The sequence below is a fragment of the Mesorhizobium sp. M1396 genome (assembly GCF_040317725.1).
Taxonomy (GTDB): domain Bacteria; phylum Pseudomonadota; class Alphaproteobacteria; order Rhizobiales; family Rhizobiaceae; genus Mesorhizobium.
Window position 1 is genome coordinate 1 of sequence record NZ_JAMYLA010000074.1, and the last position, 25,021, is coordinate 25,021.

Sequence of the window (25,021 nt, forward strand, 5' to 3'; positions counted from 1 at the left end):
GGTCAATCCGAGCCGACCAAGAGACCGATCCTCCCTCAATCAGATGGCCTTCATATATGAATAAATTTCCCCGGACAGCCCTGCGTTGAACGGGGAGAAGGACGCTGCCGTTGATGCTTTCGCCAATCGCCAGCGCTATCTCCCTTCTCCCCGTCACTATACGGGGAGAAGGTGCCGGCAGGCGGATGAGGGGCAGCGCCAGCCTATGCTGCGATACTACTTCAGCACCTTCCCATCCACCCCAAACCGATAGGTCTTCGCCGGGTCCGGCGTCGCATAGAGCGTGGCGCCCGGTTCTGCATCGTATACCCCGAAAATGCGCACTGTGATCAACCCGGCCTTCTCGCAGTCGAGATAGAGATTGGTGTCGGCGCCGAGATGCTCGGCATGCACGACCGTACCCTTCCAGGCGCCGGATTTCGGATCGACGGTCAGATGTTCCGGCCGCACGCCGATGGTCTTGGCGGTTTCGCCGAGGCGGGCGCCGTCGACGAAGTTCATCTTCGGTGAGCCGATGAAGCCGGCGACGAACTCGTTTGCCGGCGAATTGTAGAGCTCCATCGGGCCGCCGATCTGCTCGATCTTGCCGGCGTTGAGCACGACGATCTTGTCCGCCAGTGTCATCGCCTCGACCTGGTCGTGGGTGACGTAGATCATCGTCGCCTTCAGCCGGCGATGCAACTGCGCGATCTCCAGCCGCGTGTTGACGCGCAGCGCCGCGTCGAGATTCGACAACGGTTCGTCGAAGAGGAACAGCTTGGGCTCACGCACCACGGCGCGGCCGATGGCGACGCGTTGGCGCTGGCCGCCGGAGAGTTCGGCCGGCCGTCTCTCGAGGTAGGGTTCCAGAGACAGCATCGACGAGGCGATGCCGATGCGGCGATCGATCTCGGCCGCCGGCGTGCCGGCCTGCTTCAACCCGAGGCCCATATTGTTCTTCACCGTCAGATGCGGGTAGAGCGCATAGGTCTGGAACACCATGGCGATGCCGCGCTTGGCCGGCGGCGTGGCCGAGACATCCTGACCGTCGATGACCACCCGGCCCGAGGTCGAATCCTCCAGCCCAGCAATAACCCGGAGCAAGGTCGACTTGCCGCAGCCGGACGGGCCGACGAAGACGACGAATTCGCCGTCATTCACTTCGAGGTTGATGCCCTTCAGCACCTCGACCGGCCCGAAGGCCTTCTTCACGTTCTCGATGTTCAGCGAGCCCACGGCTTCGTCCCTGTTCTAGAGTTTGATGGCTGCGCCACTGCGCACGCTCTCGTCGGCGGCGAGGCAGACGGCGAGCGACTTGACCGCGTCGTCCATGTGTTTGGTGAGATCCAGATCCTCGCGGATCGCTTTCAGCACGAAGGCCTGTTCGAGGTCGCAGAGGTCCTGGTGGCCGGGCTCGCCTTCCATCGACAGCATTTCGTCCGGCTCGGCGAATTTGCCATCCGCTCCGGTCGCGGCACTGTGCAGGCGGATGGTCGAGGTCTTGGTGTGGGTGTCGATGTCATCCGACTTCACGCCTTCCTTCATCACGATCGACACGCAGCCATTGGGAGAGATGACGTCCTTCACGAAGAAAGCCGTCTCCGAAATCATCGGCCCCCAACCGGCCTCGTACCAGCCGACCGACCCGTCATCGAACAGCACCTGCAGGTGGCCGTAATTGTACATTGAGGGCGCGACCTCCTCGGTCAGCCGCACGCCCATGCCACGCACCTCGACCGGCCTGGCATCGGTGATCTGCAGCATGACGTCGAGATAGTGAACGCCGCAGTCGACGATCGGCGAGGTCGTCCGCATCAACTGCTTGTGCGTCTCCCAGCTATGGCCCGAGGATTGCTGGTTAAGGTTCATGCGGAAGACGTACGGGCCACCGAGCTTGCGCGCTTCGGCGATCAGCCTGATCCAGGACGGATGATGGCGCAGGATGTAGCCGATCACCAGTTTCTTGCCGTTGGCCGTGGCCGCCGCGACGACGCGTTTGGCGTCGGCCACGGTCGTTGCCAGCGGCTTTTCGACGAAGACATGGCAGCCGGCCTCGAACGCCTTCACCGCATAGTCGGCATGGCTGTCGGAATAGGTGGCGATGCAGGCGATATCGGGCTTTTCGTCGCGCAGCGCTTCGTCGAAGGAGCGCCTGATGCCATAGCCGGAAAGCCCTTCCGGCAACGGCACGTCCGAGCGGTTGATGAGTGCGGCGATCTCGAAGCCCGGATTGTTGTGATAGGCGAGCGCATGGCTACGGCCCATATTGCCGAGGCCGGCGACGACAACGCGCAGGGGTGCTTCAGGACTCACTTGACGGCTCCAGACGTGATGCCGCGGATCAGCTGCCGCGAGAAGATGACGTAGAGGATCAGCACCGGCATGATGGCCAGCGACAGTGCGGCCAGGATGGCGTTCCAGTTGGTGACGAACTGGCCGAGGAACAGCTGCGCGCCGAGCGTCACCGTCTTGGTCTCTTCCGACGGCGCCAGGATCAGCGGGAACCACAGATCGTTCCAGATCGGGATCATGGTGAAGACGGCGACCGTGGCCATCGATGGCCGCACCAGCGGCAGCACCAGGCGGAAAAAGATGGTGTATTCGGACAGGCCGTCGATGCGACCGGCATTCTTCAGATCGTCGGACACCTGCTTCATGAATTCAGACAGGATGAAGACGGCCAGCGGCAGGCCTTGCGCGGTGTAGACCAGGATCAGCGCCGTCAGCGTGTTGACCAGCCCGCTCGCCACCATCAATTGCAGGATGGCGACGGTGCCCAGACGGATCGGAATCATGATGCCGAGCGCCAGATAGAGGCCCATCAGCGAATTGCCGCGAAAGCGGTATTCCGACAGCGCGAACGCCGCCATGGCGCCGAACAAAAGCACGAAGAACAGCGACGCGACGGTGATGACGAGGCTGTTCTGGAAATAATGGATGAAATCGCCCTGGCCGATCACCGTCGTGTAGCCGATCAGGTCGAACGTCTTTGGCGTCGGCGGTGTCAGCGGCGCACCGAAGATGCCGGCGCGCGACTTGAACGAGTTCATGATGACGAGGATCACCGGAAACAGCGCGATCCCCGTGTAGGTCAGCAGGATCGCGTGGGCGCCGATGGTGCGGGGCACGGAATGGGTGGCGGTGCTCATTGGAATGTCTCCTGACGAGCTGCGGCTGGCAGGGTCGGCGCCCAGGCACCCCCCTCTGTCCTGCCGGACATCTCCCCCGCAAGGGGGGAGATTGGCAGTTTTAGCGTTGCCGCACATCTTGCAACGCTGGAGATTGGCGAAGGCCGAAATGACATCCGATCTCCCCCCTTGCGGGGGAGATGGCCGGCAGGCCAGAGGGGGGTGTCCAAGCTCGACATTCTACCCCCTCAGAACTGGTAGCGACGCAGGCGCGTCTGCACGAGGAAGAGGTAGACGCAGACGCCGCCGAGGATGATCAGGAACATCATCGTGGCGATCGCCGCGCCCATGTTGGGGTCGCCCACCTGCAGCTGGAAACCGAAGAAGGCGCGATAGAGGAAGGTGCCGAGAATGTCGGTCGAATAGTTCGGCCCGGCGAGCGCCCCTTGCGCGGTGTAGATCAGATCGAAGGCGTTGAAATTGCCGACGAAGGTGAGGATCGAAATGATGCCGATCGACGGCAGGATCAGCGGCAGCTTGATCTTCCAGAATTGCGACAGGCCGGTGATGCCGTCGCATTCGGCGGCTTCGATCACCTCTTCGGGGATCGACAGCAGGGCTGCGTAGATCAGCATCATCGGGATGCCGACGAACTGCCACACCGAGATCAGGCTGAGCGCGGTCAGCGCATATTGCTCCTTGCCCAGCCACGGCGTGAACAGGCTTTTCAGGCCGACAAGATCCATCAGATGCGGTGCCACGCCCCACAGCGGCGACAGGATCAGCTTCCAGGCGAAGCCGACGATAACGAAGGACAGGATCGTGGGCACGAAGATCGCCGTGCGGTAGAAGGCCGCGAATCTCAGTCTCGGGCTGGACAGCAACGCGGCCAGCATGACGCCGATCGGGTTCTGCACGACCATGTGGATGATGAAGAACCAGGTGTTGTTCCTGAGCGCGTTCCAGAAACCCACCGACCAGTTGGGGTCGCCGAACAGCATGCGGAAGTTTTCCAGCCCGACGAAGACCTGGTGCTGCTCGATGTTGCGGAACAGCGACAGCTGCAGCGTGCCGGCGAGCGGCAGGATCATGATCGCCGTGTAGACGAGCACCGCCGGCGCCAGGAAGATGCCGATGTGCCAGCGGAATGGTCTTTTCGGTCGTGTTTCTGCGGCCATGAGTTCGGTCCCCGCCGATCAGGTTGGCAAATGCCGCCAAAGGCGCGGCGCCTCCCTCCCCCTCGAGGGGAGGGTGCCTCGCGAAGCGAGGCGGGTGGGGTCGGTCAAGGCAGCGCGCCATCGACATTTGACCGTGCTTTCCAGCAACGATCAAGTCGCGGCCTGCCTCCACCGACCCCCTCTGTCGCCTTTGGCGACATCTCCCCCTCAAGGGGGGAGATAAGCAGCGCTCAGCCTGAGCTCTTACTTGGCCGGCTTGTACCAGCTGTCGAGACCGGCCTGCAGCTTCTTGGCGGCAGCTTCCGGCGTATCGGTGCCGTTGATGACGTTGGCCGATTCAACCCAGGTCTCGTTCTCGAGGTTCGGCGTACCGCGCGACAGGATCTGGTAGGTCGAGCGGATCGTCGACTTGCACTTGCCGCGCCAGGAGACGAATTCCTGCGCCAGCGGGTCTTCCATCTTCACCGGCGCGGAGTTCAGGCTGAAGAAGCCCGGCAGCGCGTTGGCGTAGATGGTGGCGAAATCCGGCGAGGCAACCCAGGACAGGAAGGTCTTGGCCGCATCGGCGTTCTTCGAAGCCGCGTTCAGGCCCATGCCGATATCGGTATGGTCGGAGATGTAGCAGGTGTCGCCGGCCTTCTCGACCGGCGGCGGGAATGCGCCCATCTTGAACTGGGCCTGGGTGTTGAACAGGCCGATTTCCCACGAGCCAGCCGGGTAGATGGCGGCGCGGCCAAGCGTGAACAGGTTCTGGCTATCCGGGTAGGTCTGCGCTTCGAACCCATCGCCGAGATAAGGCTTCCACTTGGCCAGTTCCTCAAACGGCGCGACCCATTCCTTGTCGGTAAGCTTCTGATCGCCCTTGATCAGCGCCGCACGGCCGTCCTCGCCCTTCCAGTAATTGGGCCCGATGTTCTGGTAGCCCATGGTCGCGGCTTCCCAGAGATCCTTGGTGCCCATCGCCATCGGGATGTAGGTGCCGTCGGCCTTGATCTTGTCGAGCGCGGCGAAGAACTCGTCGCGGGTCTCCGGCACCTTGATGCCGAGCTTGTCGAAGGCGTCCTTGTTGTAGATGAAGCCGTGAATGACCGAGGCCATCGGCACGCAGAAGCTCACCTTGCCGTCGTCTGTCTGCCAGGCGGACTTGGCCACCGGAGAGAAGTTTTCCATGCCGGGCAGCGCCGAGAGATCGGCAAGGTTGCCCTTCTTGAACAGTTCAAGCGACTTGTCGAACGGGCGGCAGGTGATCAGGTCGCCCGCCGAGCCGGCGGCGAGCTTGGCGCCAAGTGCGGCGTCATATTCGGTCGGAGCCGACGGTGCGAACACCACCTTGATGCCCGGGTTCTTGGCTTCGAAAGCCGGGATCAGCTTGTCCTTCCAGATGGCAAGGTCATCGCCGCGCCAGCTTTCGATGTTGAGCGTTACGTCGGCATAAGCCACCCCGGCCGAGCCGAGAATGCTGGTGCCCAAAAGCAGTGCCGTCAGTAGTTTCGTTGTCATGCTCAGTCTCCCTGTTGACCTTTTTCAGGTTCGGTTTTGATGAGAACGGAGGCAGTGCGCCCCTTGCTCCCCTCTATAGCGGAAAGGGCCGGCCGCAGCTTCTGGCCGGCCTCTTCCAGTATCTTCCGCGCCGCATCGGCACTGTCGGCGCCGGCGGCGAGCAGAATGGCGGTCTTGACCGCGCCGCCGCTCTTCTCGAGCAGGCGGGCCGCTTCGTCCGTGCCGCGCCCGCTGACGGCGGCGACGATGCGCGCCGCGCGGTCGCGCAGCTTGATGTTGTCGGCCATCAGATTGACCATGTAGCCATCATGGACATGGCCGAGATGGACCGCGGTCAGCGTCGACAGCATGTTGAGCGCGATCTTCTGGGCGGTGCCGGCGCCCATCCGCGTCGAGCCGGCGATCAGCTCCGGCGGCGTTTCGAGCAGGATGGCGGTTTGCGCCTGGCGAAGCAGCGCCGAGTCCCGGTTGTTGGCGATGCCGATCGTCGCTGCACCACGGCGAGCGGCTTCCTCGATGGCCCGCACCGCATAGGGTGTGGTGCCGCTGGCGGAAATGGCGATCAGGCAATCGCTGCTGCCGAGGCCAGCATTGACGACCGCTGCCGCGGCCTCCTCGGTGTCGTCTTCCGGTCCGCCGGCCAGCGTCCGGAAGGCCTCGTCGCCGCCGGCGATCAGGATGGCGATGCGGTCGCGATGAATGCCGAAGGTGCCAGGCAACTCCAGCGCATCGGCCAGCGCCATCAGGCCCGAGCTGCCGGCCGCCGCGTAGGCAAGCTTGCCGCCGCCGTTCAGTCTGCTGGCGACGATTTCGGCCGCCCTGGCAATGGAAGGAATGGCATGGCGCACCACTTTCGCAGCTTCAATCTGCGCATCGGCCAAATAGGAAAGGATGGCGTCCGGAGTCTGGATATCCAGCCCCTCGGCATTTTTATGAAGCGCTTCGGTGCGCGTTTCGGCCATCCCGGTTCCTCCAATACCAGAACAATACCAAAAAAATACCACTTGTCCACACGCATTAACGAACTCGTGGGCTGGAAATCGGCGAAGCGACGGAATACCTTGATTATTCAATAAAATACGCCCTAATTTTTTTGAGCCGGAAATTAACCCTTGGCTATTGGTATTTTATTGGTATTATCTCCTCGGAGGAGAAATCGTGTGAATTTCGTGCTCGGAATCGATGGCGGCGGCACCAGCTGCCGGGCAGCCCTGGCGACAGCGGACGGCACTGTTGTTGGCCGCGCCAAAAGCGGCGCCGCCAACATCCGCACCGATCTGACCGGCGCCCGGTCGAACATCGTCGAGGCGGCGCGGCAGGCGTTCATCGACGCCGGGCAGGACCCGGACCTGATCCCGCAGACACCGGCAATTCTTGGCCTCGCCGGCGCCAATGTCGGCACCTACCGGCAGCAGCTCGAAGCGATCCTGCCGTTCAGCATCAGCCGCGTCGAGACCGACGCCGAGATCGCGCTGGAAGGCGCTGTCGGCTCCGGTGACGGCGCCATGGCGATCCTCGGCACCGGCACCGCCTATATGGCGCGCAAGAACGGCAAATCGCGCGCCATCGGCGGCTGGGGTTTCCAGGTCGGCGACCAGGGCAGCGGCGCCCGCATCGGCCGCGACCTGCTCGAGCAGACGCTGCTTGCCTATGACGGCGTCCGCGAGGGTTCGCCGTTGACGCTGAGCATGCTGGCCGTTTTCCGCAACAATCCGGAGGACGTGGTCGAATTCACCACCAATGCCAAGCCCGGCGATTTCGGCGGCTTCGCACCCAAGGTGTTCGAGCATGCCGAGAAGGGCGACAGCATCGCCAACTGGATCCTCGACAGGGCGGTCGCCGACGTCGAAGCCTCGCTCGGCGCGCTCGACCTTTCGGACGACGCGCCGCTCTGCCTGCTTGGCGGGCTGGCTCCGCTCTACGCGCCGCGCCTGTCGGCCCGCTACCGGGCGCTGCTCAAGCCGCCGCTCGACGACGCGCTGGGCGGCGCCGTGCAGATGGCGGTCCGCCTTTTCACTGGACACGCGGAGGCGGCTCGATGAGCGAGGCCGCCGACCAGATCTTCGCCATGCTGAAACAGTCGTCGCAGAGCGGCGCGCCGCTCTACCTGCAGCTTCGCAAGAGCATCGAGGATGCGGTCAATCGCGGCCTGATCGGGCCGGGGGACGCACTGCCCTCCGAGCGCGACATCGCCACCAAGGCCGACATTTCGCGCGTCACCGTGCGCAAGGCGGTGCAAGACCTGGTCAAGGGCGGCATACTGGTCCAGCGCCATGGTTCCGGCACGTTCGTCGCGCCGCGCATGGAGCGCGTCGAACAGTCGCTGTCGCGGCTGACCTCATTTACAGAGGACATGGCGCGGCGCGGCATGGCGGTGCGTTCGGCCTGGCTCGATCGCGGCCTTTACGCGCCCTCGCCCGACGAGATGATGGTGCTCGGCCTGTCGTCGAGCGAACTGGTGGCTCGGGTGGCTCGCCTGCGCATTGCCAATGACACGCCGCTGGCGATCGAACGCGCCTCGCTGTCGGCGAGAGTATTGCCCGACCCGGCTGATATAGGCTCCTCGCTCTATGCGGCGCTGGAATTGACCGGCAACCGGCCGGTGCGGGCTGTGCAGCGCATTTCCGCCGCCAATCTCGGCGACAGCGACGCGCGCCTGCTCGAAGTATCACCGGGCGTCGCCGGCCTGCATATCGAACGCATTTCCTATCTGGCGAGCGGCAAGGTGATCGAATTCACCCGCTCTATATATCGGGGCGACGCCTATGATTTCGTCGCCGAACTGCGGCTGGCGGGGCCAAGTGAAGAGGGCCGACCATGAGTACAGAGCCAACGAAGCCGACCCATATGCGGCGCGAGATCGCGGAGATCCCGCAAGCCGTCGCCCGCCTACTCGACGGCTCCGGCGCGGTATTGACCGAGGCCGGGCGCGGCATACGCGAACGCGACCCGCAGTTTGTCGTTACCGTGGCGCGCGGCTCGTCCGATCATGCCGCGACCTTCATGAAGTATGCCGTCGAGCTGACGGCGGGCCTCGCCGTTGCATCGGTCGGACCGTCCATCGCCTCGATCTATGGCCGCAAGCTCAGGCTCGCCGGCTCGGCCTGCCTGGCGATCTCGCAGTCGGGCAAGAGCCCCGACATCGTCGCCATGGCCGAAACAGCGCGAGCCGGCGGCGCGCTGACCATCGCCATCACCAACACAGCCGATTCGCCGCTGGCGCGTGCCTCGGATTACGCCATCGATATACTGGCCGGCCCCGAGCGCAGCGTGGCGGCGACCAAGACTTTCATCAATTCCGCCGTTGCCGGCCTCGCTTTGATGGCGCATGCCACCGGCGACGATGCGCTCCTGACGGCACTGGCCCGCTTGCCGGAGCATTTCCGCAAGGCGATCACCTGCGACTGGATGGGCGTGCTGGCCGAAACGATCGAGAAGCAGAAGTCGCTGTTCATCCTCGGCCGCGGACCATCGGCGGCGATGGCCAACGAGGCGGCGCTGAAATTCAAGGAAACCTGCGGCATGCACGCCGAGGCCTACAGCGCCGCCGAAGTCATGCATGGCCCGCTGGCGCTGATCGGCCCCGATTTTCCGGTGCTGGCGCTGGCCGCGCGCGACGCGTCGGAGCCATCAGTCGCCGAGGCCGCCGACAGCCTGGCGGCCAAGGGCGCGCCGGTGTTCGTCACCTCCGCGCTTGCCCAGCGTGCCGTGCCCCTGCCGCATGTCGCCACCGGCCATCCCCTGACCGACCCGCTGGCGCTGATCGTTTCCTTCTACATGTTCGTCGAGGCCTTTGCCCGCCATCGCGGTCTCGATCCGGACACGCCGCGCAATCTTCGCAAGGTGACGGAGACGCTATGAGCGACCGTTTTGCCCTGACCGGCGCCCGGATTTTCGACGGCGACGACTGGCATGACGGCCACGCGCTGGTCGTGCGCGACGGCCTCGTCGAGGCTATTTTGCCCTCCGGTGCCATAGCCGCCGATGTCCGCGTCATCGAGACCGGCGGCGGCATGCTCGTGCCCGGCTTCGTCGACCTCCAGGTCAATGGCGGCGGCGGCGTCATGCTCAACGACCATCCCGATGTCGCCTCGCTCGAAACCATCTGCAAGGCACATGCGCCCTTCGGCACGACGGCGCTGCTGCCGACGCTGATCACCGACACGCCCGACATCACCGCCGCCGCCGTCGCCGCCGGCGAAGCCGCGGCGCTGCGGAAGATGCCCGGTTTTCTCGGCCTGCATCTCGAAGGCCCGCATCTGTCGATCGCCCGCAAGGGCGCGCATGATCCGGCGCTGATCCGGCCGATGTCGGATGCCGACCAGGCGATGCTGATCGCGGCGCGGCAAAAACTGCCGGTGCTGCTCACCACCGTAGCGCCGGAATCCGTCGAGCCGGCACGCGTCGCGGCACTCGCCAAGGCCGGCGTCATCGTCAGTCTTGGCCATTCCGACACCGGATACGCCACCGCCAGCACCTTCGCCGAAGCCGGCGCGAGCGTGGTCACCCATCTGTTCAACGCAATGAGCCAGATCGGCAATCGCGAGCCTGGTCTGGCCGGCGCGGCCATCGACATCGGCACCTTGTCCGCCGGTCTTATCGCCGACGGCATCCATGTCGATCCCGCCACCATCAAGATCGCGCTGCGTGCCAAGCAGGGTCCCGGCAAGATCGTGCTGGTCAGCGACGCCATGGCGACAATCGGCACCGACATGACCTCATTCACGCTTAACGGCCGCACCATCTACCGCAAGGATGGCAGTTTGCGGCTTGCCGACGGAACGCTGGCTGGTGCCGATCTCGACATGATCTCGGCGGTTCGCTACGTCCACCGGATTGTCGGGCTGGACCTGTCGGAAGCGTTGCGCATGGCCTCGCTCTATCCGGCGCAGGCGATAGGGCAATCGCATCGGCTCGGGCGATTCGCCAAAGGCACGGCGGCGGATATCGTTTCGCTGTCGGACGATCTCGACATGAAGAGCGTCTGGATCGGTGGCGGCAAGGTTTTTGAGGCTGGCGTCCCCAGACTGACAGGCTGACCGTGCACTTCCAGCCTCAGGATGTGTACAGATCCTTGTAGGTGTCGCGCAAAAGATTCTTCTGCACCTTGCCCATGGTGTTGCGCGGCAGTTCGTCGACGAAGATCACCCGCTTCGGGTGCTTGTATTTCGCCACGCGTCCGCCGATGGCGCCGAGAATTTCGGCTCCGGTGATCCGCGATGCCGGCGCCCGGACGACGACAGCGGTGACGCCTTCGCCGAAATCCGGATGGGCAACGCCGATGACGGCGCTTTCGCTAACCCCGTCGAGCGCGTCGATCTCGCTTTCGAGTTCCTTCGGATAGATGTTGTAGCCGCCGGAAATGATCAGGTCCTTGCCGCGCCCGACGATATGGACGTAGCCGTCGGCGTCGATGATGCCGAGATCGCCCGTGATGAAGAAACCGTCGGCGCGGAATTCCGCCTTGGTCTTCTCCGGCATGCGCCAATAGCCGCCGAAGACGTTTGGGCCCTTGACCTCGATCATGCCGACCTCGCCTTGGGCGAGCGCTGCGCCGCTGTCGGGATCGGCGATGCGAAGCGTGACGCCGGGCAAAGGGAAACCGACCGTGCCGGCGCGCCGCTCGCCTTCATAGGGGTTCGAGGTGTTCATGTTGGTCTCGGTCATGCCATAGCGTTCGAGGATCGCGTGGCCGGTTCGTTCGCGCCAGGCCTTGTGCGTCTCGGCCAGCAGCGGCGCCGAACCGGAAATGAACACACGGATGTTTTTCGCCGCCTCGCGGCCCAGCCCATCCTGCTGCAGCAGGCGCACATAGAAAGTCGGCACGCCCATCAGGGCCGTGGCGCGCGGCAAAAGCGTGACGATGCGGACCGGATCGAACTTCTGCTCTAACAGCATCGAGGCGCCGGCCATCAGGATGACGTTGGTGGCGACGAACAGGCCATGCGTGTGGAAGATCGGCAATGCGTGGATCAGCACGTCGTCTCCGGTGAAGCGCCAGTGCTCGACCAGCACGCGCGCGTTGGAGGCGAGATTCTCGTGGCTGAGCATGGCGCCCTTCGAGCGGCCCGTGGTTCCCGAAGTGTAGAGGATCGCCGCGAGGTCATCCGGCCCGCGCGCCACGTCATGAAAATCCGTCGGCAGCCGCGAGGCCTGATCGGTCAGCGATCCCTGGCCGTCGCGGCCGAGCGTGACGGCGACGGCGCCCGTTTTTTCCGCCAGCGCGCAGATGTCGGCCGCCCTTGCCGGATCGCAGACGACCAGCCGTGGCTCGGCATCGCCGAAGAAATACTCCAGCTCGGTCAATGTGTAGGCGGTGTTGAGCGGCAGGAAGACGGCGCCGACGCGCAGGCAGGCGAGATAGAGCAGGACCGCCTCAGGGCTCTTCTCGACCTGCACGGCGACCCGGTCGCCGGGTTCGACATCCAGTTGCAAGAGCGCATGCGCGAGCTGTGCCGAGCGCTCCAGCATATCGCCATAGCTGAGCGAGCGGCCGTCATCGGTTTCCATCAGCAGGCGCCCAGGCGCCGGCATCCGGGACCGGAACGCGTCGAACAGATGATTGCTCATGAAGACTTCCCTGGGGTGGCGGAACGGCGGGCCCTGCACATGCGCCTGGAGCGGCATGCCTTGGCGGCGAAGAGTTCGCGGTTCTTGGCCGCGCCGTCAAGGCCGCGGACAGCGGTTCACGCCGGCCGTGCCGATGCCACAGGCTGCCAGCAATGGGGTATAAAAGACCGCCGAAAACGACCGCTATCGCCGGGCAGCCTTGCCGGCGATCACCTTTGTAGCTTCGTCCTGCTTGAGGCGTTTCATGCACATGGCGGCGGTCAGTTGGTAGTGGTTGATCAATGCCTCGACGGCGCCGTCGGCATCGCCGTCAAGGGCACATTCGGCGATCAGGCGATGCTCGCCGAAATCGTCGCGTTGGACGCCTTCGCCGTCATTGACCATTTGCCGGTAGCGATAGGCGTGATCGGAAAGCTGGTCGCAGAATCCCACCAGCCATTGCGACCGGCAGGCCGAAATCAGCACCCTATGGAAGATACGGTGCAGCCGTTCCCAATCCGGATTGAGCGAGACGGGATCCTGCGGCGAAAAACGTGACGCGCGGCCCAGGCGATGCAGCGCCAGAACGAGTTGTTCTTCCCATTCGGCGGTGCGGTGCGCGATGGATTCGCGAAGCGCCCGCTCCTCGAGCCAGCAGCGCGTGCGCGTCAGCTCTTCGAGTTCCGACGCGCTGACCGGCATGATGAAGAAGCCGCGCTGGTCGTGGCGGCCGAGAAGCCCTTCCGAAGCGAGGCGATTGAGGGCCTCGCGAACAGGGGAAGCGCCAGCCCCATATCTGGAAACCACCCACTCGACCCGCAACTTGCTCTCGGCTTCAAGAACACCACCGAGAAGGTCGTCACGCAATTGCTGATAGACGGTGCTGGCAAGCGTGCTCTTGGAGCCTGCGCCGTCGTCGTTCAGATTGGCAGCTCCATATGTCACAGCGACTCCTTGTCCCTAATTTTTATTTTGGGCAATTCGAGTCCGAAAGCATCCCCCTTTTTCGCATATATACCATACAGCGCCTGCGGTCGTGCGCTCAAGCAGAAGATCACGCTATTGTACTTAAGCACAAAGAAATATGCGACTTTCCAGGGCTCGATGCTGTAATTCCGCGCATTCCCACAACCTGCGGAAACTTAACATGTTTTGTATGCACGCAGGAGAATCTATTCCCTGTTCTTTTGTATGCGCGTGAGACCACCTGTTCTGTTGTGCGCACTGGCGACGAACATTGGAACCGAATCAGGCCGGCCGCCGCTTTGGGGCATCATATCCTCATAAGCCGCGCTCCGGCACCAGACCCCTTGGCCGGCATACCGGATTGATTGAAGACGGAATGCGCCGTGAGTTAGCCGACTGCGTTGTCGGCTGCCGTCCTGATCGCCTGGATGTTTTGCCGGTAGGCTTCGACGCTGCCGCCCTTGAAGATGGCGGCGCCCGCCACCAGAACGTCGGCGCCGGCGGCGGTCACCAGCGGCGCGGTTTCGGCCGAAACGCCGCCGTCGATCTCGATGCGGATCGGCCGGCCGCCGATCAGCGCCTTGACCCGCTTCACCTTGTCCACAATCGCCGGAATGAAGGCCTGGCCGCCGAAGCCCGGATTGACGGTCATGATCAGGATCAGGTCGAGCCGGTCGAGCACGTATTCGACCGCGCTTTCCGGCGTTGCCGGATTGAGCGACACACCGGCCTTCTTGCCAAGGTTCCTGATGGTCTGCAGCGAGCGGTCGAGATGCGGCCCGGCCTCGGCATGCACGGTCAAGCCATCGCAGCCGGCCTCGGCAAAAGCGGCCAGATAGGGGTCGGCCGGGGCGATCATCAGATGGCAGTCGAAGAAGGCCTTGGTGCGGTCGCGGATCGCCTTGATCACCGGCGGGCCAAAGGTGATGTTGGGCACGAAGTGCCCGTCCATCACATCGAGATGGATCCAGTCGGCGCCGGCCGCCACCACCGCTTCGACCTCATCACCGAGTTTGGAAAAATCCGACGCCAGCACCGAGGGTGCGATCAGGGTCTTTTTGCTCATGGGTGCGGCCTTTCCGAGCGCCTTTTTCGTCCGGCCACTCTATCGACTGCCTAATGCGCTCCAGCCAACTTGTCGAGAGCGCGGGCGCGGCGGATGCACTGGCGTTGCGGCGTCTCCGATCGTGTCGCAGCCAATTTCCACTTGCCCCGGAGCATTGACGAAAAACCCGCCGGATTGCTCCGGCGGGTTCCTGGTCTGGCGTCGAGCAGATTCCTATTGCTGCTGGAGTTTCAGGATTCTGTTTGGATCCGGATCCTGCTGCTGATCGACCTGCGGCTGGCGCCGTGGCAGTACCTGCAGCAGCAGGCCCGGGTTGAGCTCCAGCGACGGTTGCCCGCGGACCGGACGGCAGTTCGGATACCGCCCGATCGTGCCTTCAGGGCAGCGCCGTCTGATGATCGGCTGGCACTGGCCATTGATCATCTGCGAGCCCGGTGCGCATTCCACCTCCTGCCTGGGCTTGCGGCATGCGCCGTCGATCACTTCGGTCCCACGCGGACAGACACACTCGCCGCGCTTGTTATGGACCTGGCCGCGTATGTCGCACTGCTCCTGCGTCGGCTGCTTGCGCCGGCAGGCATTGCCTTGCACCTCGGTACCCTTCGGGCAGACGCAATCGCCGTCTGCATTGTAGACTTGGCCACGGATCGTGCACTGCTCGGGCTTCGGCCGGATCGGACGGCAGGCGCCATTGCGCACCTCGGTCCCTCTCGGGCAGATGCAATCGCCGTCGGCATTGTGGACCTGGCCACGGATCGTGCACTGCTCGGGCTTCGGCCGGATCGGACGGCAGGCATTGTCCCTGACTTCCGTACCCCTGGGGCAGACACAATCGCCATCCGAATTGTGGATCTGGCCACGGACGGTGCATTGCTCGGGCTTGTCGGTCCTGACGCATTTGCCGTTCTCAAGCCCGGTTCCGCGTGGGCAGACGCAGCGTCCGTCCTCGGTGCGGATCTGGCCTTCGAGCAGCACGCAGCGCTTCGGCTCCGGCTTCGGCACGATACCGCCGCCTGGCGAGCACTGGCCGTTGCGAAACGTCGTACCGCGCGGGCAGACACACCGGCCGGCATCGTTCAAGACGAAGCCCGCCGAGCATTCCTTCTTGGTCTCCTGGCTGATGGCGAAGGGATGGCAGGCATAGGCCCTGCCGCGATCGCCCTGCACATTTGTCAGGTCACCGCCAAGCACGTCGCCGCCGCCTTGCACCCGCGTGTCGGGAGACAGGACGCCGACGCAGTTCTGGCCGCTGACGTTGCCCCGCAGATTGGCCAGGCGGCCGTCGTCGGGAATGACCACGGTGACATGGTGCACCCGGCTTTCGCCGGCGCCCAGCGTCAGGTTGGCAATGCAGGACAGCGGCAAGGTCGCCGGCTCCGGCGAGCAGCCGAAGGGCGGTTGGATCGAAATGATCTCAACGCCTTCCAGCCTGCCGAAACCCTCCACGCCGATCGCATCACCGATGCGGACCGGCCCGGAGAAGGGGCTTGTGCCGTCGTTGGTGATGGTGATCTCGAACGAGCAGGGTTGGCCGAGCTTGCATTCGCGGTCGCCGGTCTTTTCGACACGGATGGTCGAAGAGCCGCCGCCCTTGGCGCAGGCCTGGCCGATCGGATAGACGATGTCGTCGCCCGGCGCCGGACCATACGAACCCCGCGCGCAGTTCTCGAACGCGCCGTTCGCCGAAACCGTCACGTCGAAGTGGCGGCTGGTTCCAGGTGTCATCACGGCACCGGGAATCTGGCACGACAGCGCATTGGCCGGGACCGGTCCGCACGCCCATTCCGCGCCGTCAGGGGTGACGGTCTGGATCTGGACGGGCGCGCCGCCAGCCACCAGCGTGGCGGCATCGTTGACCCGCACCGGACCGGTTGGGGCAGCGGTGCCAAGGCTGATGACGGTGATGCGGCAAGAGACGACCGCGGCGCCGGCGAGCGAGCCGTTGCACACCTTGGTGATGCGCAGGATGGGCTTGCCGCCATTGGGATGACGGAAGCGTTCCTTGGCGCAGGCCTTGTTGTTGGTGAGGTCGTCTTCACCGGGGATGGCCTTCACCAATGCGCAGTTCTCCACCGTGTCCGACTGGTAGCCGGCCGGCATGACCGCCTTGACGACGATCGGTGTCGAGGCGCCCGGAGGCAGCGAGATTCCCGCATTGTCGCAGCGGAACTGGCCGGGGCCGTTCGGTCCGCATGTCCAGGGCGGGCTCGGGCCGAAGGTCGAGGAGGACGGGGCACCGCCCGGATAGCTGTCGATCACCGTCAACGGCCCGTTATAGGTTGATGTGCCGTTGTTGATGATGTCGATCACGAAATAGCAGATGCCGTCGGCCGTGCAGACCGGGATGCGGGCACGCTTCTTCAGGATCAGGTCGACCTTCTTTTCGACGGGCGGCCGGCAGTCGCGGTCACGATCGCCACGCCGGCAGATCGGGATCGAGGCACAGCCGCGATCATTCGATTGGCTGCCGAAAAGCGGCTTGCCGCTGGCCCCATAATTATAGGTGGCGCAGTTGCGCAAGACGCTGCCTTGCCAGCCCCCGGCCGGCTTGAAGCCGAGCTTGAGGTCGATGGAGGCCCCCGGATTGAGCGTGGTCACCGGATAGGTGCACGTCATCGGGGTGGTGCCGGGCTGGCAGACCCAGGGCGGATTGGGCCCTGAATCGAGCGTCGAGCCGGCCGGCAGCGTCACCTCGTCGAGCACGATCTTGCCGTGGTAGGCACCGGTGCCGACATTGGTGACCCTGATGGTGAAGTCGCAGCCGCCGCCCATCGTGCAACGCGTCACGTCAGCGCGTTTCTCGACCTTGAGGTCCGGTTCCTTGTCCTTGGGCGGGCACCTCTGGTCACGCGGGATGACGATGTCGATCGTCTGCGTGCAGCACAAGCCCCAGCCTTCCTTCGGACCGGCATAGGTTTCGATGCCGGTGACGATGAGGTGGATGACGTCGCCGGGCGAGGCGCCGACGATCTTCCAGTTGAGCACACCGCCGCCCGCCGGCACCAGCTGCGTGTCGGGGATGATGATGATGCCGGGCGTGGTCGTCGACACCTGCACCCACTTGCCGCCCATCTCTGGGCCGACCGGCATGTGGTAGATGAAGGCGCCGCCGCCTGGCACGCAGTCGACCGTGCCGCGCTCCACCTTGAAGCATTCCTTGCCGGGAGGTGGTGGTGGCGGATTGCACTTGGTGACGTCGATCTTGATCGAGGTCTTTTCACCGGTCTTGAAGTCGCCGTCGTCGGGCTTGCTCGGATCCTGCGACGGGATGATGGTCCCGGTGCCCGGTCCGGCGGTCACCTTGATCATGCCCTGGTTGTCGATGATCGTCGGCGCGGGAAATGCCGCATGATCGATCTTGGCCGTGATCACGAAGTTGATGACGCGCTCGTTGGGAGCGCCGACGCCGTCGAGATCGGAAGTGGAGATGCGGAAATCGGAAACGACAGCCGTGTCGTTCGGATTTGCCGACGTGCTGATCGTCGCCCCCGGCAGCGGTCCGCCGGACGAATCCGTGCCGTCGCCGGACACATTGACGTTGACGATCTCAAGGCCGTGCGGAAGCTGATCCTTGAAGTCGATCCTGACCTTCTTCAGCCTGGCCTCGAGGCTCGGGTCGGCAAGGCCCCGCGGATCGCCGCGCAGGCCGAAGCTCAGCGAATAGACGACGTAGTCGCAGCCTCTTTGAGTGCCTTTCTTGGTGAAGAAGGGCACGACCCGGTCGGGCCTCGGGGTGATGACGCGCGAACTGTCGAGATCGAGCTTCAGCTCCGGGGTGATCGGGGCAGTGTCCTCCGCAAAACTCTGTATCGGGGCGAGCGTGGCGACCGCGATACCGGCCGCCATCAGCCAGCGCGCGCCGCGCCTGGCGTATGACAGGGGTTTCATGATCGTCTCCATGACGGTTGTTTGAGTGCCGGTTGATCGGCTGTTCTGGGCGAGCGGGGAGAGTGCGAGATTTTTCATCTTCCCCTCCTCAACGTTCGCAGCTGACGGCTGGGGTTCTGAGCGGCAAAGTCATCTTGCAGCAAGGGTAGTAACCACCCTTGTCCTTGTCGGACTTCCTGTAGAAGCAGAGCCCGACATCGACTGTGTCGCCCGGATAGTGGCCGGTGATGTCGATCGTGTAGGGCTTGCCGGGCGCATGCGACTGCCGGGTGGTTACCCCGACGCCTGGCGTTTTGGACTGAGCCTTGATCGAATCGCCGCCGAAGCCGGCATGGTCATGGAGATAGATATCGGCCTCGAGGCCGGAAGGCGTGCAGTAGTACTGGACGTCGTCGACATCGAGACATGGAGGCAGATTGCCGGGCGGCGGGAAGTCCGGCGGATAGAATGGCGGCAGATAGCCGCCCGGGATTTCCTCATAATAGCCGGCGCGGCCTTCGCAGGGATGCCAGACGGCGACGTCGCCGACATGGCCCTCGACCTCCGGATCGTCGAAATAGCTGTCGAAGTCGACGAACCAGGAGCCGAAGGGCGGCACGTTGGCCGGCTTGACCAACTCCTTGGGCGTGATCTGCACGCCATGCACGGCGAACGGCCCGCCGGCGGCGAGCTGTTCGGCGAGAGCCGGATTGTCGCGCAATTTGTCGCCGGTGTTGACCAGCGTCTGCGTGCAGACCGAAGTGTCGAGATTGCCGTCGGCGTCATAGCCATATTGCAGGTCGAGGCCGCCGGCCGACTGCCGGAAACCCTGCGGGAAGCCGACCGCATATTCCTGCGGCACTTCGACCCAGACCGATTCCGTTTCCGGATCGTCCGGGTTCTCTCTGAAGTAGCGGATGACCTCGCCCTTGCCGGAATCGGCGAACTGGCTGTAGTCGTAGCGGTTCTCGACCGGGCCGCGCTGGGCCAGGTACATGAAGCCGCTGTTGTCGAAGGCGATGTCGGTGACGGCGTAGTCCTTGTCGGCCTTGACCGTCAGTTCCCAACGCGGGCCGCCGGCGAAGGTGCCGTCGCGGGCGATGCCCGCCGACCAGATTTCCGACTTTTCACCGACCGAATAATAAAGCCGGCCGCCATGATAGGAAACGGCCCAGATGCGGCGCTCGTCCTGCGTGTAGCCCCAGCTGTCGGGGTCTTCGCTGTCGAAAGCCGCGCCTTGTATGTCCATCACCGAACCATCGTCGGCGACGGGAGCGAGCCCGTGCGCGGGGCGCCCCGCAACGCCATGGTCGAAGCTGTCGATCAGCGCGCCGGTGGCGTCGATGCGATGGATCAGGCCGGTATCGAGGTCGGAAGCGAAGAACTGGCGGTGAGCGGCGTCGAATGTCAGATTGCCGATGCCGGGACCGCTGTTGGTGTCGATGTCGGCGAATTTGGAGACCTGGCCGGTGATGCCGTCGATCTTCCAGATGGTGCCCGGCCCGCCGCCGTTTTCGGTGCCGAACTGGCCATCCATGAAGGTGGCGCCTGATGTGCCGCGGCGCTGCCGCTCGGGGCGACCGTCATCGTCGGCGTCCGGCGTGACGATGCGGATGCCGTGCAGCGAGGTGGCCCCGGCATAGAGATTGGGAATGCCTGATGGAACGCCGTCGCGCACGCCGTCGTCATAGGTGACGCCGAACACCTGGCCGACCTGGTCTGCCGTCACCTCGAAAGGCGGCGGCGTGTTGACGAGCTGGCCGGCGGCCGGCCCGCCCAGATGCGAGACGTCGAACACGCGCAAGGTGGCGCGCGTGGCGTCGATGAAGGTTTCGTCGACCGGATCGACGCCGGGCGGCAGGCCCTCGTCGAAATTGGGAATGATGGTGCCGGAAAATCCGGTCACCGCCATGGAACCGGGATAGATGATCCGGGTTTCCTGCGCCTGCGCGGCGCCCAGCCACAGACCGGCGCTGAGCGCCAGCGCCAGCAATCCGCCGCTTGCGTGCGCGATACCGCGTAAATGTCCATCAAGAGACGACACGAACGAGCCGCGGATGCGAGACATGACACTCCCCCCGTAGTCGACGGGAGAAATGTCCGGTTGGGCCGCGCAAATCAGGGCAAGGCGCGGCGGTCCGGCTCGTTCTTCCCTGATCGAATTGTCTGCTTTCCTCATTGTCACGATACGCCTGCTCTTACGCTGGGTCAACGGAATCAGCGGAAAGCCCAGCGCATCGACCCCGTCCCGAAGGCGGTGGTCGCGCCGAGTTCCCGTTGTTCCCGGAGACCGCGGAGCCTCTGGGTTATAGGTCATGGGTGCTTCCTTTCCGGGCCGCACCATGCGGCACCTGGAGATCAGTCGCGGGCGGAAGTGGAAAGGTTCATGGAAGCCTTGCGCAGAATGCTTGCGCGCGCTGCAGCCTGTTCTTATATACGCGCCAAGCCGTTCGGTGCCGGAACGCCGGTTGCCGGAACGGAATTTCTTGTGAACAGGGGCTTTCGTCGGAATGCCTGTACGGGTCCTGAGAGCCTGCTTAGCGGAGAGATTAGAAAAATGGCAAAAGTAATCGGTATCGATCTTGGCACCACCAACTCCTGTATCGCCATCATGGATGGCAAGGAGCCGAAGGTAATCGAGAATGCGGAAGGGGCGCGCACGACGCCTTCCATCGTCGCCATCAATGGCGACGACGAACGTCTCGTCGGCCAGCCGGCCAAGCGCCAGGCGGTCACCAATCCTGAAAACACCATCTTCGCGGTCAAGCGCCTGATCGGTCGCCGCTATGACGATCCGGTGACGGAAAAGGACAAGAAGCTTGTCCCCTACAAGATCATCAAGGGCGACAATGGCGATGCCTGGGTCGAGGCCGGCGGCAGGAAGCAGTCGCCCTCGCAGATTTCGGCCATGATCCTGCAGAAGATGAAGGAAACGGCGGAAGCCTATCTCGGCGAGAAGGTCGAGAAGGCGGTCATCACCGTTCCAGCCTATTTCAACGACGCCCAGCGCCAGGCAACCAAGGATGCCGGCAAGATCGCCGGCCTCGAAGTGCTGCGCATCATCAATGAGCCGACGGCCGCGGCGCTTGCCTATGGCCTCGACAAGAAGGAAGGCAAGACCATTGCCGTCTATGACCTTGGCGGCGGCACGTTCGACATCTCGGTGCTCGAAATCGGCGACGGCGTGTTCGAGGTCAAGTCGACCAATGGCGACACCTTCCTCGGCGGCGAGGATTTCGACATGCGCCTGGTCGAATACCTGGCGGCCGAGTTCAAGAAGGAACAGGGCATCGATCTGAAGAACGACAAGCTCGCCCTGCAACGCCTCAAGGAGGCGGCTGAAAAGGCCAAGATCGAGCTGTCGTCGACAACGCAGACCGAAATCAACCTGCCCTTCATCACCGCCGACGCGACCGGGCCGAAGCACCTGACGCTGAAGCTGACGCGCGCCAAGTTCGAGCAGTTGGTCGATGACCTGGTCCAGCGCACGATTGCCCCTTGCAAGGCGGCCCTCAAGGATGCCGGCCTGAAGGCTGGCGAGATCGACGAGGTCGTCCTGGTCGGCGGCATGACCCGCATGCCCAAGATCCAGGAGATCGTGAAGCAGTTCTTCGGCAAGGAGCCGCACAAGGGCGTCAATCCGGATGAGGTCGTCGCTCTCGGCGCCGCCATCCAGGCCGGCGTGCTGCAGGGCGACGTCAAGGACGTGCTTTTGCTCGACGTGACGCCGCTGTCTCTCGGCATCGAGACGCTGGGTGGCGTGTTCACCCGCCTGATCGAGCGCAACACGACGATCCCGACCAAGAAGAGCCAGGTGTTCTCGACGGCCGAGGATAGTCAGTCGGCCGTGACCATCCGCGTCTTCCAGGGTGAGCGCGAAATGGCCGCCGACAACAAGGCGCTCGGCCAGTTCGACCTCGTCGGCATCCCGCCGGCGCCGCGCGGCGTGCCGCAGATCGAGGTCACCTTCGACATCGACGCCAACGGCATCGTCAACGTTTCGGCCAAGGACAAGGGCACCGGCAAGGAGCACCAGATCCGCATCCAGGCATCGGGCGGTCTTTCGGACGCCGACATCGAGAAGATGGTCAAGGACGCCGAGGCCAATGCCGAGACCGATAAGAAGCGGCGTGCGCTGGTCGAAGCCCGCAACCAGGCCGAAGCGCTGCTGCATTCCTCGGAGAAGTCGCTGAAGGAATATGGCGACAAGGTTTCGGAAACCGAGCGCACGGCGATCTCCGACGCAATCGCGGCGCTGAAGACCGCGGCCGAAGGCGATGACGCGGCCGACATCGAGGCCAAGTCGCAGGCGCTTGCCGAGGCTTCGATGAAGCTTGGCCAGGCCATGTACGAGGCTTCGCAGAAGGAAGCGGCGGAAGCCGACGCCAAGGCGGACGCCGCCAAGGACAGTGACGTTGTCGACGCCGATTTCGAGGAAATCGATGAGGACGACGACAAGAAGAAGTCGGCCTGAACCGTTTGACGGCAAGATAGTGCGAAAAGCCCGGCACAGAGCCGGGCTTTTTTGCAACCCTTTGCGGAAAAACAGCGGACCACGCCGAAAAAATGCGGGCAAAGCCGCGCCGACACTGGCATCGCGGTTCCATCGCACCTAAATCGAGGCGTCAGTACCGGCAAGAGACGCAACAATGCTTCAAGACGTTGAGCATCCGGACAGCGGGAAAAAATGAAAGCTGATTTCTACGAGACGCTGGGCGTCCAAAAAGGCGCCGACGAGAAGGAGCTCAAGAGCGCTTTCCGCAAGCTCGCCATGCAGTTCCATCCCGACCGCAACCCCGGCGATCATTCCTGCGAGCACAAGTTCAAGGAAATCAACGAAGCCTACGAGACGCTGAAGGACCCGCAGAAGCGCGCGGCCTATGACCGCTTCGGCCACGCCGCTTTCGCGCAGGGCGGCATGAATGGCGGCGCGCAGGGCTTTGGCGCCGGCGGCTTCGCGGACATCTTCGAGGATATTTTCGGCGACATGATGGGCGGGCGCCAGCGCCGCTCATCGGGCGGCCGCGAACGCGGCGCCGACCTGCGCTACAACATGGAAATCTCGCTGGAAGAGGCGTTTACCGGCAAGACCGCGCAGATCCGCGTGCCGGCTTCGATCTCCTGCACTGAATGCTCGGGCAGCGGCGCCAAGCCCGGCACCCAACCCGTCACCTGCTCGATGTGCAACGGCCACGGCAAGGTGCGCGCCACGCAAGGCTTCTTCTCGATCGAGCGCACCTGCCCGCAATGCCAGGGGCGTGGCCAGACGATCAAGGACCCATGTCCGAAATGCGCCGGCCAGGGCCGCGTCACCGAGGAGCGTTCGCTGTCGGTCAACATCCCGGCCGGCATCGAGGACGGCACCCGCATTCGCCTTGCCAATGAAGGTGAGGCCGGCCTGCGCGGCGGGCCGTCGGGCGACCTTTATATTTTCCTGGCGGTCAAGCCGCACGAGTTCTTCCAGCGCGACGGCGCCGATCTCTATTGCAAGGTGCCGATCTCGATGACGACAGCCGCCCTTGGCGGTTCCTTCGAGGTGACGACGCTGGATGGCACGCAGACCAAGGTGAAAGTGCCGGAAGGCACCCAGAACGGCCGTCAGTTCCGCCTCAAGGGCAAGGGCATGCCGGTGCTGCGCCAGCCCAATATCGGCGACCTCTACATCCAGACCGCGGTCGAGACGCCGCAGAACCTGACCCGCCGCCAACGCGAGCTGCTGGAGGAGTTCGAACAGCTCTCCTCGCAGGATAATTCGCCCCAATCGAGCGGCTTTTTCACCCGCATGAAGGATTTCTTCGAGTCTTTCGGCGAGCGCTGATGCAGGTTGGCCAGCAGCGGAAGCCGGTTTGGGTCGCGAAAATCCGTGACCCGCGCATTGTCTTGAGACGCGACGAAGATTATCTTATCCACGACATGCGCCTGGCCGCGCCTTGCCTTGCGCCGCTCAAGTGTTAAGTAGCTTGAAGGGGAGCGCTGAGGAGAGCTTGCATGACACGTCCCGGACTGCGCAAGGCGCTTGCCGAAAAGTTCGACGACGAGCTCAAATTCTTCAAGGGCTGGATCGATAAGCCAAAGACGGTCGGCTCGATCGTTCCGACCAGTTCGACCACCGCCCGCAAGATGGCCTCGATCGTCAATCCGAAATCCGGCCTGCCGGTGCTCGAAGTCGGTCCCGGCACCGGCGTCATCACCCGCGCCATCCTGGCGCAGGGCGTGCGGCCTGAAAATCTCTACGCCGTCGAATATTCCACGGATTTCGTGCGCCATCTGCGGCGGCTCTATCCCGGCGTCAACGTCATCGAGGGCGATGCCTTCAACCTCAACGCCACGCTTGGCGACAAGAGCGGGATGATCTTCGATTCCGTCGTCTCCGGCGTGCCGCTGCTCAACTTTCCGGTCGCCCAGCGCATCGCCTATATCGAGAGCCTGCTCGACCGCATCCCGGCCGGGCGACCGATCGTGCAGCTGACCTATGGCCCGATGTCGCCGATCCCGGCTGGCCGTGGTAACTACAGCGTCGAACATTTCCATTTCGTCATCCGCAACATCCCGCCGACGCAGCTGTGGATTTACCGGCGCGGAGCGCATTAGTTCCTCCGTGCGGAGCCGTTCGCGGTTCCTAGCGCTGGCTGCATACCTTGGCGATTGGCGTAAACATCTCTCATTTCGTCATCCACGGGCGGAGCAAGGAGCGTAGCGACGCAGCGCAGACCCGAGGATCCTGTGTGTTGTTCCCATGCTATGTTTGAAGTGGGAAGGAGACCGAGAGGATCCTGGTCGTCCTTTCA

18 protein-coding genes are annotated in these 25,021 nt (G+C 63.9%); 7 read left to right on the plus strand and 11 right to left on the minus strand.

Annotated elements, in window-relative coordinates; translation table 11 throughout:
- Positions 1-216 precede the first annotated feature (216 nt).
- The 6 genes from NKH02_RS31140 to NKH02_RS31165 all read right to left on the minus strand — a co-directional run bounded on the left by NKH02_RS31140 (position 217) and on the right by NKH02_RS31165 (position 6,747).
- A complete protein-coding gene (locus NKH02_RS31140; RefSeq protein WP_352883450.1) occupies positions 217-1,215 on the minus strand; it encodes an ABC transporter ATP-binding protein in 999 nt (332 codons plus the stop codon).
- Between the two features lie 15 nt (positions 1,216-1,230).
- A complete protein-coding gene (locus NKH02_RS31145; protein WP_352883453.1) occupies positions 1,231-2,292 on the minus strand; it encodes a Gfo/Idh/MocA family protein in 1,062 nt (353 codons plus the stop codon).
- Positions 2,289-3,128 carry a carbohydrate ABC transporter permease gene (locus tag NKH02_RS31150; protein WP_352883455.1) on the minus strand — a complete coding sequence of 280 codons (840 nt, stop codon included), beginning with the start codon at positions 3,126-3,128 and terminating at the stop codon, positions 2,289-2,291. The genes NKH02_RS31145 and NKH02_RS31150 overlap by 4 nt, the downstream gene beginning before the upstream one ends.
- 227 nt (positions 3,129-3,355) lie before the next feature.
- Positions 3,356-4,285, minus strand: coding sequence for a carbohydrate ABC transporter permease (locus NKH02_RS31155; protein ID WP_352883457.1), 930 nt, complete (start codon positions 4,283-4,285; stop codon positions 3,356-3,358).
- Positions 4,286-4,528: 243 nt separating this feature from the next.
- Positions 4,529-5,785 (minus strand): ABC transporter substrate-binding protein, encoded by a 1,257-nt coding sequence (locus tag NKH02_RS31160; RefSeq protein WP_352870262.1) that lies wholly within the window; start codon positions 5,783-5,785, stop codon positions 4,529-4,531.
- 2 nt (positions 5,786-5,787) lie between these two features.
- Positions 5,788-6,747: an N-acetylmuramic acid 6-phosphate etherase gene (locus tag NKH02_RS31165; protein WP_352870263.1), complete on the minus strand. Its 960-nt coding sequence runs from the start codon at positions 6,745-6,747 to the stop codon at positions 5,788-5,790.
- A gap of 198 nt (positions 6,748-6,945) precedes the next feature.
- Between NKH02_RS31165 and NKH02_RS31170 the strand changes: the two genes are divergently transcribed.
- The 4 genes from NKH02_RS31170 to nagA are packed head-to-tail and all read left to right on the plus strand — an operon-like array spanning position 6,946 to position 10,824.
- On the plus strand, positions 6,946-7,827 hold the full coding sequence (locus NKH02_RS31170) for a glucosamine kinase nucleotide-binding domain-containing protein (RefSeq protein ID WP_352883459.1): 882 nt from the start codon (positions 6,946-6,948) through the stop codon (positions 7,825-7,827).
- Positions 7,824-8,606 (plus strand): GntR family transcriptional regulator, encoded by a 783-nt coding sequence (locus NKH02_RS31175; RefSeq protein WP_352870265.1) that lies wholly within the window; start codon positions 7,824-7,826, stop codon positions 8,604-8,606. The genes NKH02_RS31170 and NKH02_RS31175 overlap by 4 nt, the downstream gene beginning before the upstream one ends.
- The gene (locus NKH02_RS31180; RefSeq protein WP_352883461.1) at positions 8,603-9,646 is read left to right on the plus strand and encodes an SIS domain-containing protein; all 1,044 of its coding nucleotides are present in this window, start codon (positions 8,603-8,605) and stop codon (positions 9,644-9,646) included. The genes NKH02_RS31175 and NKH02_RS31180 overlap by 4 nt, the downstream gene beginning before the upstream one ends.
- Positions 9,643-10,824 (plus strand): N-acetylglucosamine-6-phosphate deacetylase, encoded by a 1,182-nt coding sequence (gene nagA, locus NKH02_RS31185; RefSeq protein ID WP_352883463.1) that lies wholly within the window; start codon positions 9,643-9,645, stop codon positions 10,822-10,824. Before NKH02_RS31180 ends, nagA begins: the two co-directional genes overlap by 4 nt.
- A gap of 16 nt (positions 10,825-10,840) precedes the next feature.
- Here nagA and NKH02_RS31190 read toward each other — a convergent pair whose 3' ends face one another.
- From NKH02_RS31190 to NKH02_RS31210, 5 genes are all read right to left on the minus strand, one after another.
- A complete protein-coding gene (locus tag NKH02_RS31190) occupies positions 10,841-12,355 on the minus strand; it encodes a malonate--CoA ligase (protein WP_352883465.1) in 1,515 nt (504 codons plus the stop codon).
- A 183-nt stretch (positions 12,356-12,538) separates the two neighbouring features.
- The gene (locus NKH02_RS31195) at positions 12,539-13,279 is read right to left on the minus strand and encodes a GntR family transcriptional regulator (RefSeq protein WP_352883468.1); all 741 of its coding nucleotides are present in this window, start codon (positions 13,277-13,279) and stop codon (positions 12,539-12,541) included.
- A gap of 409 nt (positions 13,280-13,688) precedes the next feature.
- Positions 13,689-14,366: a ribulose-phosphate 3-epimerase gene (gene rpe, locus NKH02_RS31200; protein ID WP_352883470.1), complete on the minus strand. Its 678-nt coding sequence runs from the start codon at positions 14,364-14,366 to the stop codon at positions 13,689-13,691.
- Between the two features lie 213 nt (positions 14,367-14,579).
- The gene (locus tag NKH02_RS31205) at positions 14,580-18,332 is read right to left on the minus strand and encodes a DUF7929 domain-containing protein (RefSeq protein ID WP_352883472.1); all 3,753 of its coding nucleotides are present in this window, start codon (positions 18,330-18,332) and stop codon (positions 14,580-14,582) included.
- A gap of 10 nt (positions 18,333-18,342) precedes the next feature.
- Positions 18,343-20,577, minus strand: coding sequence for an NHL repeat-containing protein (locus tag NKH02_RS31210; protein ID WP_352883473.1), 2,235 nt, complete (start codon positions 20,575-20,577; stop codon positions 18,343-18,345).
- 213 nt (positions 20,578-20,790) lie between these two features.
- Between NKH02_RS31210 and dnaK the strand changes: the two genes are divergently transcribed.
- From dnaK to pmtA, 3 genes are all read left to right on the plus strand, one after another.
- Positions 20,791-22,707, plus strand: a complete 1,917-nt coding sequence (gene dnaK, locus NKH02_RS31215) for a molecular chaperone DnaK (RefSeq protein ID WP_352883475.1) — start codon at positions 20,791-20,793, stop codon at positions 22,705-22,707.
- 213 nt (positions 22,708-22,920) lie between these two features.
- Positions 22,921-24,051 (plus strand): molecular chaperone DnaJ, encoded by a 1,131-nt coding sequence (gene dnaJ / locus NKH02_RS31220; RefSeq protein ID WP_352883478.1) that lies wholly within the window; start codon positions 22,921-22,923, stop codon positions 24,049-24,051.
- Between the two features lie 170 nt (positions 24,052-24,221).
- Positions 24,222-24,824 (plus strand): phospholipid N-methyltransferase PmtA, encoded by a 603-nt coding sequence (pmtA, locus tag NKH02_RS31225; RefSeq protein ID WP_352883480.1) that lies wholly within the window; start codon positions 24,222-24,224, stop codon positions 24,822-24,824.
- The last annotated feature ends 197 nt before the right edge of the window (positions 24,825-25,021 follow it).

Coding starts and splice junctions, on each gene's coding strand:
- NKH02_RS31150 (WP_352883455.1), bottom strand. CDS start 3,128: ATGAGCACCGCCACCCATTCCGTGCCCCGCACCATCGGCGCCCACGCG.
- NKH02_RS31155 (WP_352883457.1), bottom strand. CDS start 4,285: ATGGCCGCAGAAACACGACCGAAAAGACCATTCCGCTGGCACATCGGC.
- NKH02_RS31160 (WP_352870262.1), bottom strand. CDS start 5,785: ATGACAACGAAACTACTGACGGCACTGCTTTTGGGCACCAGCATTCTC.
- NKH02_RS31165 (WP_352870263.1), bottom strand. CDS start 6,747: ATGGCCGAAACGCGCACCGAAGCGCTTCATAAAAATGCCGAGGGGCTG.
- NKH02_RS31175 (WP_352870265.1), top strand. CDS start 7,824: ATGAGCGAGGCCGCCGACCAGATCTTCGCCATGCTGAAACAGTCGTCG.
- NKH02_RS31180 (WP_352883461.1), top strand. CDS start 8,603: ATGAGTACAGAGCCAACGAAGCCGACCCATATGCGGCGCGAGATCGCG.
- nagA (WP_352883463.1), top strand. CDS start 9,643: ATGAGCGACCGTTTTGCCCTGACCGGCGCCCGGATTTTCGACGGCGAC.
- NKH02_RS31190 (WP_352883465.1), bottom strand. CDS start 12,355: ATGAGCAATCATCTGTTCGACGCGTTCCGGTCCCGGATGCCGGCGCCT.
- rpe (WP_352883470.1), bottom strand. CDS start 14,366: ATGAGCAAAAAGACCCTGATCGCACCCTCGGTGCTGGCGTCGGATTTT.
- NKH02_RS31205 (WP_352883472.1), bottom strand. CDS start 18,332: ATGAAAAATCTCGCACTCTCCCCGCTCGCCCAGAACAGCCGATCAACC.
- NKH02_RS31210 (WP_352883473.1), bottom strand. CDS start 20,577: ATGGTGCGGCCCGGAAAGGAAGCACCCATGACCTATAACCCAGAGGCT.
- dnaK (WP_352883475.1), top strand. CDS start 20,791: ATGGCAAAAGTAATCGGTATCGATCTTGGCACCACCAACTCCTGTATC.
- dnaJ (WP_352883478.1), top strand. CDS start 22,921: ATGAAAGCTGATTTCTACGAGACGCTGGGCGTCCAAAAAGGCGCCGAC.
- pmtA (WP_352883480.1), top strand. CDS start 24,222: ATGACACGTCCCGGACTGCGCAAGGCGCTTGCCGAAAAGTTCGACGAC.